The sequence below is a fragment of the Marinobacter sp. ELB17 genome (assembly GCF_000169375.1).
In the GTDB taxonomy this organism is placed as follows: Bacteria; Pseudomonadota; Gammaproteobacteria; order Pseudomonadales; family Oleiphilaceae; genus Marinobacter.
In genome coordinates, this window is record NZ_AAXY01000005.1 from 145,521 (window position 1) to 162,267 (window position 16,747).

The window sequence follows — 16,747 nt, forward strand, 5'->3', positions numbered from 1 at the left end:
CCGCGCGGCGGCGGCCCGGGTGTCACAGAAAAGCGAAATAGGCAATGGAGGCGACGCAGATCACATAGAGGCTGATCGATACCTTCTCGTGCTGACCGGTCAGCAGCTTCAGCACTGCGTATGTCAGAAAGCCCAGGGCGATGCCGTCTGCGATGGAGAAGGTCAGCGGGATCATCACTACCATGATGATTGCCGGGATCGTATCGGTAAGGTCTTCCCAATCGATATGCACGAGACCGCTCATCATCAGCATCGCCACATAGATCAGCGCACCTGCGGTGGCATAGGCGGGGACCATGCTCGCGAGTGGTGCGAAAAACAACGCCATGAGAAACAGGACGCCGACCGTCACCGCCGTGAGGCCAGTGCGACCACCTGCGGCAACACCGGAGGCACTTTCCACATAGCTGGTCACCGGTGGGCAGCCGACAAGCGCACCCGCGACACTGGACGTACTGTCAGCCTTTAGAGCTCGGGACAGGTTCTGGATCTTGCCGTCTTCATCTACCAGATGGGCACGGTGCGCTACGCCCATCAGGGTGCCAGCCGTGTCGAACAGATTCACGAAAAGAAATGCCAGAACGACGCTGATCATCGTCACGTTAAACGCTCCGGCAATATCCAGCGCCAACCAAGTAGGTGCAAGGCTTGGTGGCATTGAGACCACCCCCGAATACGTCACCAGCCCTAAAGCCCAACCAATCGCCGTGACCGTAAGCATGCTGATCAGGATCGCACCGAACACTTTATGGTGGCTGAGTACCGCAATCATCAAGAAGCAAAAGGCCGCCAACAGTGCCGGAGGCTCACCAAGCGAGCCCAGGGTGACTAATGTCGCCGGGCTGGCGACGATAATCCCGGCAGATTTCAAACCGATCAGCCCGAGAAACAGCCCCACCCCGGCACCCATGGCAAAGCGAAGACTCATAGGGATGCTGTTTAGCAACCATTCCCGGATGCGCGACAGGCTCATAATCATGAACAGAATTCCGGAGATGAAAACTGCCCCGAGGGCAACCTCCCAGGCGTAACCCATTTCACCAACGACCGTAAAGGTGAAAAAGGCATTGAGCCCCATGCCCGGGGCCAGACCCACCGGCCAATTGGCGTAAAAGCCCATGAGCAGGCAACCGAATGCTGCACCGATACAGGTCGCGACGAACGCGGCTCCGTGATCAATGCCCGCAATTGCCATGATATTGGGGTTTACGAAGATGATGTAGGCCATGGTAACGAACGTTGTGAAACCTGCGACCAATTCCGTCTTGACGCTGGTATTGTGCTCGTTGAGTTTGAATATCCGGTCGAGCCAAGTTTTATTTTCTGATTGTCGAAGCGAACGCCGTTCTTGCTTTATGGTTTCCACAAGGTGTTCCTCATCATTATTGTTGTCGATCACCCAGAGTGCCTATAGCAAGTGCCAATAGCCTCTTGAGGAAGGTGGCTGGCTCACCCTGCTAACGGATTGTTGACCGATAGGTTAGGAAAGCCCAGTTCGATTATGCTTTTGTATACAATAATTGCAACGGTAATATCCGACAAAACTCACAATATTAAAAACTAAAAAAAGTTATCGGCCCGCGATGCGGAAGTAAAGGCAGATATTTCTATTTTGGATTGTACACAGTGAGTAAACGAAAGAATGGGTTGACCGCGCATAGCTTTTCGGACAACACAGCAATGTATTGGGCCGACATGCCGCCGGCACACATTTCACCGTTGATGTACCGACACCCCTGCACTAAACGTTTCCATTACTACCCGGTCGTCACCTAGTATGATCAAAGCAAAAAGGCGTTCCCTCAGGGTTTTTGCTTGGCTCAGGCGGTGGCGCAGCAAAGGAGTGGCATGGTAGTCGAGCACGACAAAGTCGGCCTCTTTGCCCGGCTTCAGATTGCCGATCTTGTCATCCAGGTAGAGCGAGCGAGCGCCGCCGAGGGTGGCAAGATACAGAGCCTTGAATGGATCGAGCTTCTGACCCTGAAGCTGTAACACCTTATATGCCTCGTTGAGGCTTTGCAGCTGTGAAAAACTGGTGCCAGCCCCAACATCGGTCCCCAAACCCACCAGGACGCCGTGCTCTTCCAGCCTGGCCAAGTCAAGCAGGCCGCTGCCAAGAAAAAGATTTGAGGTTGGGCAGAAGGCAACCGCCGAGCCGGTCTCGGCGAGGCGCTGACACTCGTCATCCCGCAGATGGACACCATGTGCGAACACCGAACGGGCGCCAATCAGGCCGTGGTGATCGTATACATCCAGGTAGCCATTCCGATCGGGGAAGAGTTCCTTTACCCATTCGATTTCCTGCAGATTCTCGGAAATGTGGGTGTGCATGTAGAGGTCGGGGTATTCCTTGAACAATCTGCCGGCCAAGGCCAACTGCTCCGGCGTACTCGTCGGCGCAAAACGTGGCGTGACCGCGTAGTGCAGACGGCCTTTGCCGTGCCAGCGCTCGATTAATTCCTTGCTGTCCAAATAGCCCGACTCCGGGGTGTCGGTCAGGCAAACCGGCGCATTCCGGTCCATCAGCACCTTGCCGGCGATCATCCGCAGGTTGAGAGTTGCAGCCCGCGCAAAGAACGCCTCCACCGACTGCTTGTGCACGGTGCCAAAGACCAGTGCAGTGGTGGTGCCGTTGCGCAGTAACTCACCGAGAAACAGCTCAGCCTGAGCACGAGCGTAATCAGGGTCAACAAACCGGGCTTCACTAGGAAATACGTATGTTTCCAGCCAATCGAGCAATTGCGCGCCATAGGAGCCAATGATACCAACCTGCGGCAAATGGATATGGGTATCGATAAAGCCGGGGGTAATCAGCGCATTCGGATAGGTAGCCACTTTCACGTTTTTGGGCAATGCCGGCAACATGTGTTCAGCGTCGCCGAGTTCGACAACCACGCCATCCTCAACAACCAACAGGCCGTCTTCGAAATATTGGTGGGACGCATCGACGTCCACCTCACGCGGATCATCAGTACAGTGAAGGATGGCGGCACGGTAGGCTTTGCGTTGGGTCATAGTCACTCTCATTGAAAATCTGATTTGTCACGGCGATTTGGGCGCCGAGTACAAGCGAGAAATTTAAAGAGAGTTTACTTGGGGGTCAATAAAAACTTGACCACTAAGTCAGCAAATTCCAATTCGACAGAACATCCGTACACAACGGCGGCAAAGCAGGTCAGAATGCCTCAGCTCGCTTCGGGTCGAGCGCAGCAGCCCCATCGCGGCATTACGGTAATTCCAGACCGCAGCCACGCAGAATCACGGTCGTCAGAAAATCCGCGGCATGGTCGAAATCTTTTTGCACATACGCCTCCTTGTCCTCAATTATGAGGATCTGGGCCTGAAAATCGGCGTAGTGCTGTGTTGATGACCAGATAAGCAAAATGAGCTGTACGGGATCAACTCGCTCCATGCGACCCTCATCTATCCATTGCTGAATCACCTCAGAGCGCCCCCTTACCCACTCGCGCATACCGATGCATAGGTGATTCTTGAGAAGCGGTGCGCCCTGAATGATTTCCATCGCGAATAAACGCGATGCCAGGGGATGAGTACGCGACATTTCTACCTTGGCACGGATGAAATTGGCTAACGCCAGTGCCGGGTCGTCCTCCGGCTTTATTTCCGAAAGCACCGCATTCCAGCGGTCCATAATGTCATCGAACAGAGCGTAATAAATGCGTTGTTTATTGCTGAAGTAATAGAGCACGTTGGACTTTGGCAAGTCCGCCCGTTCGGCAATGCCCTGGACTGTCGTTCCGCGAAATCCGTGCAGCGCAAACTCCTCTTCTGCGGCCGCGAGAATGAGCTCCCGGTTACGCTCTCGAATTCGGCCGGTACGCTTTGTTTGAGTTGTGCTCGGCGAGGACGGGCGACCGGCCTGACTGTCTTTGGATTTAATCTGGTTGGTCATTGGGTAGAGACTAGTAGTAGATGAGGGAATCAACGAACTGACAATAGCCGAACTCTCCTCTGTAATCAAAACCAGATCGACACCAAAGCGCTGGCCAGAAGATCCGAAGCCGTCGCCAACCAGTTTTCCAGTGTGTCTTGCGTCTCATCCGCATCAAGTACTTTTCTATAGACCCCTAACTTATCGCTTTTCAGTTGAAACCTGATAATTGCCACTAAAAACTAGACTATTTGGTCAGGTAAATGTAAAACAGAATTTGGGCCCAAGAGACATTTGGCATCCGTGAGGCGGAATGGCCTGTGCGATTGCGGGAATTGACTAGGGTATGCGCGGCTCATTAGCAGATCTCAGCGTCAGCAAAGTCGAGCTGATGCCAAAGTTTGAGTGGCGCGAGTTTAAAACAGCGGGGAAAATCTGTGATCAAATTCTATCTGAACGGCAAACCCCAAAAGTTGACCAAAGCCGACCCGAATATGAGCGTTTTAGACTGGCTGCGTACCGAAAAGCGGCTAACGGGCACCAAGGAAGGTTGTGCCTCCGGCGATTGCGGCGCCTGTACCGTTACCATTGGCTCGCCAGACGCAGCCCAGTCCGGCCAGCTCCGTTACGATAGCGTCAACAGCTGTATCGCCCTGGTCGGAAGCCTGCATGGCAAACATCTGATAACCGTCGATGCACTACGGGACGAACCCGCCCACCCGGTACAGAAGGAAATGGTCGAATGCCATGGCGCCCAGTGCGGATTCTGCACACCCGGGATCATCATGTCGCTGTTCGCCCTGCACACGGAAAGCGCGGCTACCGGCTCAGCGCCCAACGATGAGGCCGTGCTTGAATCCCTGTCGGGAAACCTATGCCGCTGCACCGGATACCGGCCGATTATCGACGCCGGACGCAAGGCCTGTGTCCAGACCTGGGAAGGCAATTCAGGCGGCACCGTCCTCAACCGGGGCGCCGCCCTCAGTGGTCCGATTGCCGCCGATTCAGCCAACGCCGCGCCAGGACTAAGTGGCCCGGCCTGGCTGCAATCACCGGACATGATCGCCGACCTGCTGAAAATCCAGAAAAGCGAAGCCAACCTCCGGAGTCACCAGGGATACCGCTACAACACCCCGACAACACTCGCCTCCCTGCGTGAACTGCGTGTGCAATTTCCGGAGGCACGATTGCTTGCCGGCGGTACCGACCTGGCCCTGGAAATTACCCAGCAGCTGAAAGACCTTCCGCATCTGATCGCCCTCGGCGGCATCGAAGAACTCCAGGCAATACACGAAGATGATGACGGCATTTACCTGGGCGCGGCGGTGACCTATCGAGCCCTGTTCCATAAGCTGGCCGAACGCTGGCCTCACTTCGGGCCCATGCTGGAGCGACTCGGGTCCCGCCAGATCCGCAATGTCGGCACCATTGGCGGTAACGTTGGCAACGCCTCTCCCATCGGTGACATGCCGCCGGCCCTGATCGCCCTGGGGGCGGAACTAGAGCTGGACAGCTCCGACGGCGTTCGGCGTATACCACTGGAAACGTTTTTCCACGGCTACAAGCAGACCGACCTGCGCGCCAATGAATTTATCCGTGGAGTCTGGATTCCCGCTTCGGCGACAGACGAGCAGTTGCTCATCTACAAAATCTCCAAACGCATGGACGATGACATCTCCGCCGTATTGGGCGCTTTCTGGCTTAAACGCGACGGCGAGCACATTGTAGATTGCCGTATTGCCTTCGGTGGCATGGCCGCAACGTCCAAACGCGCTCTGGGAGCCGAAGCCGCATTGCGCAGGCAGCCCTGGAATAGTGCTTCGGTCAGCGCGGCGATTGCCGCCCTGGAAGCCGAATTCCAGCCCATGACAGACGTGCGGGGTTCAGCCGCCTATCGTTTGCAGGTCGCCGGCAACCTGTTACGCCGTGCCTTGCTTGAAACCTCACAAAGTACTTCTGAAACCCGCCAGCCCCTGATGGTGACCGACTATGCGTAAATTGCCCTCCAATATTCCACGAACTCAGGAAGCCGCCCGTGGGCTGGCCGGAACCCAGGCGTTCCACGATAGCGCCTGGAAACACGTCCGTGGCCAGGCCCGCTATATCGACGACATTCCCGAACCCGAAGGGCTACTGCATGCGGCGGTGGGTCAGAGTTCCGAAGCCCACGCCCGCATCACGGCGATGGATCTAAGCGCGGTGAAAGCCTATCCGGGAGTCGTCGCCGTGCTCACAGTCGAAGACGTTCCCGGCCACACCGATATCGGCCCCGTGTTCCCGGGTGACCCGGTTCTGACGTCTGATCTCGTCGAGTACGTTGGCCAACCCCTATTCGCGGTTGCCGCCACCACGCACCGGGCAGCACGCCAGGCGGCGCGCCTGGCTAAGGTCAGTTATGAACGCCTGGAAGCGGTACTCACCGCTGAAGCGGCCCTGGAGAAACAGCTGTTTGTTCGCCCCGATCATACCCAGCAGCGTGGAGATCCAGACGCGGCGCTGGCAGACGCACCCCATAGGCTGCAAGCGCAAATGCATGTGGGTGGCCAGGAGCACTTTTACCTGGAAGGCCAGGCCTGTCTGGTCGAGCCCACTGAAGACGCGGGTGTTTTCGTACACACATCAAGCCAGCATCCCTCGGAAATCCAGAAATTGGTCGCGGAAGTGCTCAACCTGCCGATCCATGAGATTCAGGTGGAAGTGCGCCGTATGGGGGGTGGCTTTGGCGGCAAGGAAACCCAGGCGGCGCCTCTGGCCTGCATCTCCGCGCTACTGGCTCGTCATACCGGTCGCGCGGTCAAGTATCGCATGGCGCGACTGGATGACATGGTCCAGACCGGCAAGCGCCACGATTTCTACAACACCTACGATATCGGTTTTGACGACGACGGCATTTTGCGAGGCGCTGACCTGATGGTGGCTGGGCGCTGTGGCTTTTCGCCGGACTTGTCCGACGCCATCGTCGACCGCGCAATGTTCCACGCCGACAACGGCTACAGCCTGGGCGAGGCCCGCGTGGTCGGGCATCGCTGCAAAACCCATACGGTATCCAACACCGCTTTTCGCGGCTTTGGCGGTCCTCAGGGCATGATGATCATCGAGCGGGCCATGGATGACATTGCACGGCATCTCGGGCAAGACCCGCTGGATATTCGCAAACGCAACATTTACGGCCCCGGCCGTGATGTGACTCATTATGGCCAGACCATCGAACAACACGTGTTGCCGGAGCTCATCGAGCAGCTCGAAACCAGCTCCGATTACCGCCAGCGTCGTGACGAAATCACCGCGTTCAACCGCCAGAATACGGTCATCAAGCGAGGCCTGTCCCTGACGCCGGTCAAGTTCGGGATTTCATTCACCGCCAAACACCTTAACCAGGCCGGCGCCCTAGTGCACGTTTACACCGATGGCAGCATTCACCTCAACCACGGCGGCACCGAAATGGGCCAGGGCCTGTACATCAAAGTAGCCCAGGTAGTCGCAGCGGCCTTCCAAGTGGACCTTGAGCGAGTAAAAGTCTCCGCAACCCGCACCGACAAAGTCCCCAATACATCGCCCACCGCCGCCTCGTCCGGTACGGACCTGAACGGCATGGCAGCACTCGACGCCTGTGAAACAATAAAACAGCGACTGGTGAATTATGCCGTGGAAACATACGGTGTAAACGCAGACGCAGTGGCATTTGCGAATAATCAGGTCCAGGTCGGCGAGCAACGGTTCGATTGGGCCGAGTTCGTGCAACAAGCCTACATTGCGCGGGTATCCCTGTCCTCCTCAGGCTTTTACAGTACACCGAAGATCCACTATGACCGGGCGACGGGGCAAGGGCGTCCCTTTCTCTATTTCGCCAATGGCGCTGCCTGTTCAGAGGTGGTGGTCGACACATTGACGGGTGAATACAAAGTGATGCGCGTTGATATACTCCACGATGTCGGCCAGTCCCTGAATCCGGCCATTGACATCGGCCAGATTGAAGGTGGTTTCATTCAGGGCATGGGCTGGCTCACCACAGAGGAGTTGGTGTTCAGCGAGGACGGCCGGTTGCTCTCTAACGGCCCGGCCACCTATAAGATCCCTGCGGTATCAGACACGCCACCGGATTTCCGCGTCGCCCTCCTGGCCCAGAGCCCGAACCGCGAAGCCACAGTGTTCCGTTCCAAAGCCGTGGGCGAACCGCCGCTGATGCTGGCGATCTCGGTTTGGTGTGCGCTGCGCGATGCCGTCGCCAGCCTGTCGGACTATCGTTACAGCCCGCCACTGGATACGCCCGCCACCCCGGAAAGGGTTCTCGCCGTGGTTACCGCGACCCAGCGCTGGGTCGATGGCAATGCAACGGCAGGCCTTAACGACGAAGGAGCGCCCTCATGCACCCACGCCTGAACTGGTACCAGGCAATCGCTGACTGCGAGCGACGCGGCGAACCTTATGTTCTAGTCACCGTATTGGGGGTAACCGGATCGGTGCCCCGGGAGCCCGCCAGCAAGATGGTAATCACTGGCGAGCACAGTTACGACACCATCGGCGGGGGCCATCTGGAATATCGCATTATCGCCCGCGCCCGGGAACACCTGGCCCGCGGGGATTACAGCTACGAGCTGGCACATTTTCCCCTCGGCGCCAGCCTCGGCCAATGCTGTGGTGGTAGCGTCGCGGTGCTGTTGGAAACCCAGACCAGTAGCAACGCGCACCTGGTTGTCTTCGGCGCTGGCCATGTCGGTCAAGCACTGATGACCATCGTCGGGCAGTTGCCCTGGAGGGTGACGTGGGTTGACTCCCGAGCCGATAGTTTCCCACCGCAGACTCCCGACAATGTTTCAATTCACCATACCGATGATCCGGTCGGGGATGCGCATGCACTGTGCGCCGACGCTCATGTGCTGATCCTGACCCATAACCATCAGTTGGATTACGATCTTTGCCGAACATTACTGGAGCAAAATAACGCCCTAACCATTGGTTTGATCGGCTCGCAAACCAAAGCCGAACGCTTTCGCCAGCGTCTGAGCCACCGAGGGTTCACTCCGGACAGTATCGAACGTATCCGCTGCCCCGTGGGGCGAAGCGATGTCCCGGGGAAACGCCCCATGGAGGTAGCTGTTTCAATATCCGCCGAGCTACTCAACCTGGCCGCCACGGACACCACAGCGAAATCGTCCCACCGGGGCCTGTCGTGGCGCGCACTCAAAGATCTGTCGAAAGAAGGAAAACCAACTCCCAGTCACATCGCAACCCCCGCTGATGTCCTGCCTCCCGAGACTCTGCCCGACAGCGAAAGCTGATCGGCTCTGGGATTCCTTGTCCGGGCCCAGCCCGGACTTTTTCCCTTTCCTCACCAACAATACCTTCCGCTCAGTTTATACCCCCGCTTGCATTGCAGACGCACGTCCACCTCCGCATACGAGATTATTCTCTGCCGCCTGGTAGTCTGACTGCGACGCGAAAACTCACCACTGCTTGAAGTCCCGGCGGATCAGGAATACCAGAGACAGACCAACATTTCCGGAAGGCAATTGTGCTGTCAACCACTGTTCCGTCTGGCTGGTTCGTTAACTTTCTGGCGACGATCAACGCTTGACAGGAACTACACAATCTGCCAAATATCATATACATTTATTGTATACATTAAATTTCTCATTTAAACAGGTGACAAGTATGCCCGAGACAAGCACCATTCTTTGGATCCGAAATCCGTTGGCATGCGCCGACGCCAACGCCGCCGGCGGTGTTGTGATAGCGGGTTCGCGAATTGTCGAAAAAGTGCCAGCCGGAGGCCAACCCAAGCAAGCGGTAAGCACAACCTTTGATGCATCGCAGCATGTCTTGCTGCCGGGGCTTATCAATACCCACCACCATTTCTACCAGACTCTGACCCGCGCCTATTCCCCTGCTCTCAACAAGGAACTGTTCCCTTGGCTTACAACTCTGTATGACGTTTGGGCAAACATTGATCAAGAACAAATGGAGATCGCCAGCGAACTGGCAATGGTCGAGTTGCTGATGTCGGGTTGTACCACAGTGGCCGACCATCACTATGTCTTTTCCGGTGCGTTGTTGGACGCTATCGACTGCCAGGTCGAAACCGCCCGACGCCTCGGGGTGCGTGCCGCACTTACTCGCGGGTCAATGAGCGTCGGCCGCGATGACGGCGGCCTGCCACCCCAGTCGGTGGTACAGGACGAGCAGACCATCATCGATGACAGTCAGCGTCTGATCGACCGCTACCACCAACCCGAGGACGGCGCCATGACTACCATTGCCCTGGCGCCCTGCTCACCCTTTTCGGTCAGCCGTGAACTGATGCGCGAGAGCGCGCGACTCGCCGAAACCAACGGGGTCCGCCTGCACACCCACCTGGCCGAAACCGAAGACGAAACAGCCTACTGTCAGAAGCTTTTCGGTATGCGCCCACTGGATTATATTGAAGAGTGCGGCTGGCTCAGTAATCGAACCTGGCTGGCCCATGGCATTCATTTCAACGACGATGAAATCCGCCGGCTGGGCCTGGCCGGGACCGGCATCGCTCATTGTCCATCCTCGAACATGGTGCTCGGCTCGGGGCTGTGCCGGACGCTTGAACTCGAAGCTGCCGGCGCGCCAGTCGGGCTTGGTGTCGATGGCTCAGCATCCAATGACCATTCCAATCTTGCCGAGGAGATGCGCCAGGCGTTGCTATTGGGGCGGCTCCAGTACTCGCCCAGCGAGGTGACTCACCATGCCGTGATTCGTTGGGCGACGCAGGGCTCTGCCCGATGTCTGGGCCGAGATGATATCGGTGGACTGGAACCAGGCCAGCAGGCTGACCTGGCGCTGTTCAAACTCGATGAACTCCGCTTTTCCGGCGCCGAAAATCCGCTGGCCGCGCTGCTGTTGTGCGGGGCTCATCGAGCGGACCGGGTCATGGTGGCGGGGCGCTGGAGAGTTACCGATGGCCTGCCCTGTGAGATCGATCTTGGCGCACTGATGGCGCGTCACGATCAGGCCGCCAAGCGACTAAGGAAAGCTCTATAACCACGGACTACAACGGCGACGCAAATCCGTAGGAACACTCAACAACAACGTTCAACGACAACGTTCAACGACAACGCTCAACAACAATAATCAGGAGAGCCTTATGACAACAAACGCATCGGAACAGCTGCAAGACAGCCCCCACGATGTCAATTCAATGCCCCCATTGGGTCGTGCAATACCCTTGGGTATCCAGCACGTGTTGGCGATGTTCGTCGGCAACGTGACTGTGCCCATTATCATCGCCGGCGCTGCTGATTTACCGGCGGACCAGACCGCCTTCATGGTCCAGGCAGCAATGTTCGTGGCAGGCGTTGCCACACTGTTGCAGTCATTGGGTTTCGGGCCAATCGGCGCACGCCTGCCGATCGTCATGGGTACCAGTTTCGGCTTTGTGCCAGTGCTCATTCCCATCGCCATTGGCCTGGGCGTGCCGGCCGCCCTGGGAGCCGCGTTGTGCGGTGGTGTGGCCATGGCACTGGTAGGGCTGTTCCTGCCACGGTTCCGTTTTCTGTTCCCCCCCGTTGTGACCGGCACCTTCGTCATTATGCTCGGCATTCTCTTGATGCCGGTCGGACTAGCCTATGCCGGCGGGGGATTCGGCGCGGCGGACTTCGGCGCTGCGCATCATACCGGGTTGGCTGCGCTGGTGTTGTTCGTGACGATTGGACTGCACCAGTTTGCGCGCGGCATTTGGTGTGAAGTCGCACCTCTTGTTGGCCTGATTATCGGATACGTTGTGGCGACCGCCTTCGGCTTAGTTGATTTCTCCAAGGTCGGCAGCGCCGACTGGTTCACCCTCCCCACGCCGTTAGCGATAGGCCTTGAGTTTCATCTCGCCGCCATTATCCCGGTGGTACTGCTGTCGCTAGTTACCGTTGCCGAATCCATCGGTGATATCGTCGGCACCACCGCCGGAGGCCTGAATCGCGAGCCGACCAAAAAAGAGCTCTCCGGCGGCGTCATGGCCGACGGTATCGCCAGCGTTTTCGCCGCTGTCTTTAATGCCTTTCCCCAGATCAGCTTCAGCCAAAACGTCGGCATGGTAGCGCTGACCGGTGTCGTCAGCCGCTATGTGGTCGCCATCGGGGGCGGTTTCCTCGTGATCGCCGGCCTTCTGCCCAAGCTGGGCAACATCATTTCGAGTATTCCCAACGCTGTGCTCGGCGGTGCCGTGCTGCTCATGTTTGGCATGATCGCCAGTGCCGGCATCAAGATGCTCAGCGCTGTGTCGTTCGACAAGCGCAACATGGTGATTATCGGCGCCTCGCTGACCATCGCCGTAGGCTTGCCAGCGCAACAAGGTCTCTATGCCGAGCTGTCGGCAAATCTGCAGGCGATGCTGGAATCGGGCCTGATTCCAGGCGCCATCACAGCCATCCTGCTGAACTTGATCCTCCCCCATGGCGAACGGCCGCTAGCCGAAAACCTATAAGACCAGGAACTATTTCACGCATATCAAACAAATTTTTACACGTTCATTTTAAAGCTGACCACTATAAAAACAAAACCCATGCTCGATGCCGGCCAGCAGGAAGCGGATGCCAACGCTTGGCCGGTGACCATTGCAATAGCAGACGACGGTGTTCATCTGTTGGGACTGCGCCGGCTGTACTCCGCCGCCCGTTCACTGCAAGCGTTGCCACACAGCAGGCACGTAGCGGCGGCGTGCCGGTCATCGTCGACGGCCAGGTAACCGGTAACATGGGGGCCTCCGGCGTCACGCCCGAGCAAGATGTGCAAATTGCCAAGACGGGAGTTGCCGCCATTGTCTAACACAGCGCTGTAAGACGCTGATTAAACTTCCTGGAGGACCCATGAGTATTGGTCTAAAGCTGATCATTGGTATGGGGACAACACTGATTATCAGCACCCTACTCATGGTTGACCTTAATATTTTCCGGATGCGCGGTCTGCTGGACCGCTACTTGCTCAATTCGGCACTTCCCGCGAGCCGCGAGACGATCACAAACGCTGTTGAGCGCGACCTCCAGGCCCTGATTACAGCGTCGAAGCTGATCGCCAATACCGTTACCTTAAAGATTGGCTTGCGGCAGGTGAGCCCGTATAGGGCCTGACGCCAGCGACGCGATACCTGGAAGCAGTGCGAGCCAGTCAGGAGGCGGAGACCTTTGAAGCCCAGATGAAAGCCTTTCGACTTGATCGTTAGGAAATAGGCAGGACATGACGAAACTTGTAACAAACGTACACGTACCTGCCCATAAAAGAACTTGGCTGGCCCCATTGCTATATCTTCTGTCCGGCGGGGCGCTGCTAGGCCTGTCAACCAATCTGGCAAAACTGGCGGGCGAGGCACACCTGTCGCCGCTAGCGTTTCTATGCTGGTCAATCACCGGCGCGGCGCTTGTCCTTATGGTTGTGGCGGCGCAGCGTCGTGAGCTGCCACCGGTCAACACTCGCACGCTAGAATACTATGCAGTGTCTGCGCTGGTGGGGGTTGCAGGCTCCAATCTGATCTTGTTTTCGGCCGTCCAGCATGTCGGCGCCAGCTTTGTCGCTCTGACCATTTCATTACCGCCGCTGCTGACCTATCTGGGAGCGCTGGCCTTTCGGATGGAGCGATTCCAGAGGCTCCGCGCGGCCGGTGTTGCGGCGGCGCTGGCGGGAGCCGGTACCCTCGCGGCGCGTAAGCTCTCCGCGCCCGATGCCGATGCCGATGGATTCTGGATTCTCCTTGCCCTTGCAGGGCCGTGCCTCCTGGCCATCGGTAATCTATACCGCACGCTGCGCTGGCCCGACGGCGTATCGGCCGCTGCGCTGGCGCCAGGAATGCTTATCGCCGCTGCGGTCATGCTGCTGGGGGCCGGATTTTTGCCCGGTTTCTCACTTGCCGTTCCAATGGACAGCCTGCCGCTCGTCCTGATCATCGTGCAGGCGGCGGTCTTCGCAGGGATGTTCCTGCTACTGTTTATGCTGCAGAAAACAGGTGGTCCGGTTCTGCTGAGCCAGCTGGGCTCGGTTGGCGCCCTTGTTGGCGTACCCGTCGCGATATTTCTGCAGGGCGAGACACCACCCGAGGGCCTGTTTCTGGGCGCTACCCTGATTGCCGCTGGCATTGCCCTGCTCACGCTAGGCAAGGCCAAGTCTGAATAAGTCACCCACAGTTGAGGGGGCTTATTCAATGCTGGAAGAACAAGGCAGGAGTCTGCGCGGTAGAAACGTCGTTATGGCATAATGGGCCCACCTTCTCCAGCCACGGAACAGACGTTATGGGAACGAGTTTTCGACCTTATTCGCCAAGTCAGGAGTTGCTGCTGCCTCTCAGTCTTAACGAATGTGAACCTTTTGCAGTTTGAGTGGTTTGATATTCCGATACGGATTATCAAATTCGAAGCGCTCCGACGCTTCGGTCATGATCATTCGAAGAATGGTCAAATGACTGTTGATGGTTTTAGGCGCCATAAGCCCACTGGCTCCCCTGCCCCTGCGTTTGGCCATTTTTGTGCGCGCGGCGAGAATGTCTGCTTTAGTGATCTCCGCCATTCGAGTGTTTTTGAAGGCCGGCTTTAAGGAGCTGTCCAAAATAGACACCACATTTCGAGTGTGGGATGAGCGCCACTGAATTTTGGACTCTTGGAACCATTGGTCTGCGAAGTCTAAAAACAATGGCGTAACGATCTCTCCCTCTGTAGCCCGCTGATTTGCAGCAACGGACTCAGACAATTTTTTAAGATTGCTGCTCCCTGGGAAAAACGCTGCATAGTCAAAATCATTTAACAACATCTCGGCGTCCATACGCTGCACCAGCATTTGCAGTTGCTTCCGATTTTTAGCCGTGTCCGCTAGCAGGGTTTGCTCTCGAAACCGCAGACCTTGATGTTGGAAGTCGATAAACAGCTTATTGGTATCCTTGCGGACTCTTACCTTAGCCATAACAAACACCCCCCGCTTGCCATCGAAATTGCGAGGTTGCCCTGAGCATTGCTCAACATGTCCTCTTCAATAATCTCCCAGATGTAAAGAATCTTCCTGACACCAAACGGCCGGACAGTCCAAAGCGATCCAACCTCTGGTGCAGCGTAAGCGCCAATAAATCAGCACCTACATTCCGGCTCGCCGATTGCACACACTGACTTCCTCACCCATTCCATGAGGAATCAGCATGACACCAACCGAACGAGCACACGTCTGGCAGCATCATATTACTGACTGGCAAGCCACCGGCGTGTCCGGCAGCGCTTACTGCAAGCAACAGTCACTGATCTATCATCAATTCGTTTACTGGCGCCGGAAGCTGGCTCCGACTGAAGCGCTGTCTGGGTTGTTTGGCGAAGTCACTTTGTTGCTTTTTAATCCAGGAGATACGACTGGTAACCGCCACGCGAATAGCCGTATCGGTCATTTTTTCGGATGCCAACACACGTACCCGACGATCTGGCGGCAGTACACTGATATGTAGATTTTTATCGGCTTTCGATTGAGCAGCAGCTCAATCGTTCCAATCTGAATATTGGGCATCAGCGATAGGCAAAGCAGGCGGGCACACCCTGACGTTGCTCGCTGATGCACTGAAAAGCTTTCCGGATCACCTGATCAGTATTCAGGGGCACAGCGACAGCCGCTCCATTGCTCCTGCCTTGCAGAGTTTGTATCCAACCAACTGGGAGTTATCGGCGTCACGGGCTGCGTCAGCGGTGCGGGTGTTGAGAGAGGCCGGTATCGACCCCAGCCGGATGCAGGCAGTGGGTTTTGCAGATGCCCGACCGCTGGTTAAAGAAATCGATACCGTCAGTCGTCGGAAAAACCGACGTATTGAGGTGCTGTTGTATCCGTCCCAGTTCAAGATAAAAGCCTACCGACCGGGCGGCCGTGAGCCGGCCCGGTAGTGGTTTCCTCCGGAGCTGCCGGACGGTTGATTAATAGTTCGACGGAAACAGTGCACGCAGCGTCTCTTCGTCCCGCTCTTTCTTGAACGGGTGGTCGGTGCCGACCAGACGTGCGCGACTCACCGCCGGCCTGTCTTCGATAAGCTCGAACCAACGCTTGATATTGGGAAATGCCGCCAGTGGATTATCATCGCCTGAAAACACACGTTCCGCCATGTTGATCCAGCCCCAGGCAGACATGTCAGCGATAGAATAGTCATTGCCAACGATGTATTCCCGGCCGTTCAGGTGATCTTCCAGTACCTGGTAGTGACGTTCGGCTTCCCGACGATAGCGGTTGATAACGTAAGGTAGTTTTTCCGGAGCCGCGAGTTGAAAGTGCACCGCCTGACCGGAGAAGGGACCAAGGCCCGTGCCGATGAAAGAAAGCCAAGACAACAGTTCCCCGCGATCTTCTGGCACGCTATTAAAGCGCCCGGTTTTCTCGGCGAGATACAGTAGAATGGCGGTGGAATCGAAAACCCGCACGGCGTTTCCACCCGGGCCGTCGGTATCCACAATTGCGGGCACCTTGCCATTGGGGTTGATGGCGCGGAACTCGGGGATGTGTTGCTCGCCCTTGCTGGTGTCGGTAGGTACTACCTCGTAATCCAGACCGGCTTCTTCCAAGAAGAGCGCGATCTTGGCCGGATTGGGGGTCGGATGGAAATAAAAACGGATCATATAAGAAAGCTCCAGCTCTGGCTGGCTGAATTTTTTGCGACCAGAGTCTATTGTTGATTTAAGTTTTTGATCACTCGTTCTAAAGTAAGTTAGGTAACTCTTTAAAACAAGGGCGCAAATCATCGAGGTGAGGATGCGCAGCCGTGGTATGGCCAAGACAATTTGATAAGACGGACGCCCTCGCCCGGGCGATACAGTGATGTTGGTCCCGCGACTATGAGTCCATGCCCGTTCGAGATCTCGCCGGCAAAGTGGGCATCAACGGTGCCAGCCTCTA

Annotated in this window: 14 protein-coding genes and 2 pseudogenes; 10 read left to right on the plus strand and 6 right to left on the minus strand. The window is 56.8% G+C overall.

From position 1 onward, the window contains the following. Positions 1-22 precede the first annotated feature (22 nt). From MELB17_RS08580 to MELB17_RS08590, 3 genes are all read right to left on the minus strand, one after another. Positions 23-1,366 (minus strand): NCS2 family permease, encoded by a 1,344-nt coding sequence (locus MELB17_RS08580; RefSeq protein WP_036184198.1) that lies wholly within the window; start codon positions 1,364-1,366, stop codon positions 23-25. A gap of 347 nt (positions 1,367-1,713) precedes the next feature. Beyond that, positions 1,714-3,015, minus strand: coding sequence for a guanine deaminase (guaD, locus tag MELB17_RS08585; RefSeq protein ID WP_007349796.1), 1,302 nt, complete (start codon positions 3,013-3,015; stop codon positions 1,714-1,716). 211 nt (positions 3,016-3,226) lie between these two features. After that, positions 3,227-3,913 carry a TetR/AcrR family transcriptional regulator gene (locus tag MELB17_RS08590; RefSeq protein WP_007349797.1) on the minus strand — a complete coding sequence of 229 codons (687 nt, stop codon included), beginning with the start codon at positions 3,911-3,913 and terminating at the stop codon, positions 3,227-3,229. A 416-nt stretch (positions 3,914-4,329) separates the two neighbouring features. Between MELB17_RS08590 and xdhA the strand changes: the two genes are divergently transcribed. The 8 genes and pseudogenes from xdhA to MELB17_RS08630 all read left to right on the plus strand — a co-directional run bounded on the left by xdhA (position 4,330) and on the right by MELB17_RS08630 (position 14,014). Continuing rightward, complete coding sequence (xdhA, locus tag MELB17_RS08595) at positions 4,330-5,889, plus strand: xanthine dehydrogenase small subunit (RefSeq protein ID WP_007349798.1); 1,560 nt, start codon at positions 4,330-4,332, stop codon at positions 5,887-5,889. After that, positions 5,882-8,272, plus strand: a complete 2,391-nt coding sequence (xdhB, locus tag MELB17_RS08600) for a xanthine dehydrogenase molybdopterin binding subunit (protein ID WP_007349799.1) — start codon at positions 5,882-5,884, stop codon at positions 8,270-8,272. Before xdhA ends, xdhB begins: the two co-directional genes overlap by 8 nt. Then, the gene (gene xdhC / locus MELB17_RS08605; protein WP_007349800.1) at positions 8,257-9,171 is read left to right on the plus strand and encodes a xanthine dehydrogenase accessory protein XdhC; all 915 of its coding nucleotides are present in this window, start codon (positions 8,257-8,259) and stop codon (positions 9,169-9,171) included. The genes xdhB and xdhC overlap by 16 nt, the downstream gene beginning before the upstream one ends. A 373-nt stretch (positions 9,172-9,544) precedes the next feature. Then, on the plus strand, positions 9,545-10,900 hold the full coding sequence (locus MELB17_RS08610) for an 8-oxoguanine deaminase (protein WP_007349801.1): 1,356 nt from the start codon (positions 9,545-9,547) through the stop codon (positions 10,898-10,900). Between the two features lie 103 nt (positions 10,901-11,003). Continuing rightward, complete coding sequence (locus MELB17_RS08615; RefSeq protein ID WP_007349802.1) at positions 11,004-12,335, plus strand: uracil-xanthine permease family protein; 1,332 nt, start codon at positions 11,004-11,006, stop codon at positions 12,333-12,335. Between the two features lie 78 nt (positions 12,336-12,413). Then, positions 12,414-12,676 (plus strand): annotated as a pseudogene (locus tag MELB17_RS08620) (heme-binding protein). 41 nt (positions 12,677-12,717) lie between these two features. Beyond that, the gene (locus tag MELB17_RS08625) at positions 12,718-12,978 is read left to right on the plus strand and encodes a hypothetical protein (protein WP_007349805.1); all 261 of its coding nucleotides are present in this window, start codon (positions 12,718-12,720) and stop codon (positions 12,976-12,978) included. Between the two features lie 106 nt (positions 12,979-13,084). Beyond that, positions 13,085-14,014 (plus strand): DMT family transporter, encoded by a 930-nt coding sequence (locus tag MELB17_RS08630; protein WP_007349806.1) that lies wholly within the window; start codon positions 13,085-13,087, stop codon positions 14,012-14,014. Positions 14,015-14,188: 174 nt separating this feature from the next. On the opposite strand, the gene MELB17_RS08635 is transcribed toward MELB17_RS08630, so the two are convergent. After that, positions 14,189-14,794, minus strand: coding sequence for an Arm DNA-binding domain-containing protein (locus MELB17_RS08635; RefSeq protein ID WP_007349807.1), 606 nt, complete (start codon positions 14,792-14,794; stop codon positions 14,189-14,191). Between the two features lie 229 nt (positions 14,795-15,023). Here MELB17_RS08635 and tnpA point away from each other — a divergent pair. Beyond that, positions 15,024-15,158 (plus strand): annotated as a pseudogene (tnpA, locus tag MELB17_RS26435) (IS66 family insertion sequence element accessory protein TnpA); the annotation flags it as partial. Here the strand turns inward: tnpA and MELB17_RS26440 are convergent. Then, positions 15,117-15,263 (minus strand): hypothetical protein, encoded by a 147-nt coding sequence (locus MELB17_RS26440; protein ID WP_413540278.1) that lies wholly within the window; start codon positions 15,261-15,263, stop codon positions 15,117-15,119. The pseudogene tnpA and the gene MELB17_RS26440 sit on opposite strands and share 42 nt — an antisense overlap. A 121-nt stretch (positions 15,264-15,384) precedes the next feature. Between MELB17_RS26440 and MELB17_RS08645 the strand changes: the two genes are divergently transcribed. Continuing rightward, positions 15,385-15,747, plus strand: a complete 363-nt coding sequence (locus tag MELB17_RS08645) for a flagellar motor protein MotB (protein ID WP_227498850.1) — start codon at positions 15,385-15,387, stop codon at positions 15,745-15,747. A gap of 30 nt (positions 15,748-15,777) precedes the next feature. On the opposite strand, the gene MELB17_RS08650 is transcribed toward MELB17_RS08645, so the two are convergent. Then, on the minus strand, positions 15,778-16,470 hold the full coding sequence (locus tag MELB17_RS08650) for a glutathione S-transferase family protein (protein ID WP_007349810.1): 693 nt from the start codon (positions 16,468-16,470) through the stop codon (positions 15,778-15,780). Positions 16,471-16,747 lie beyond the last annotated feature (277 nt).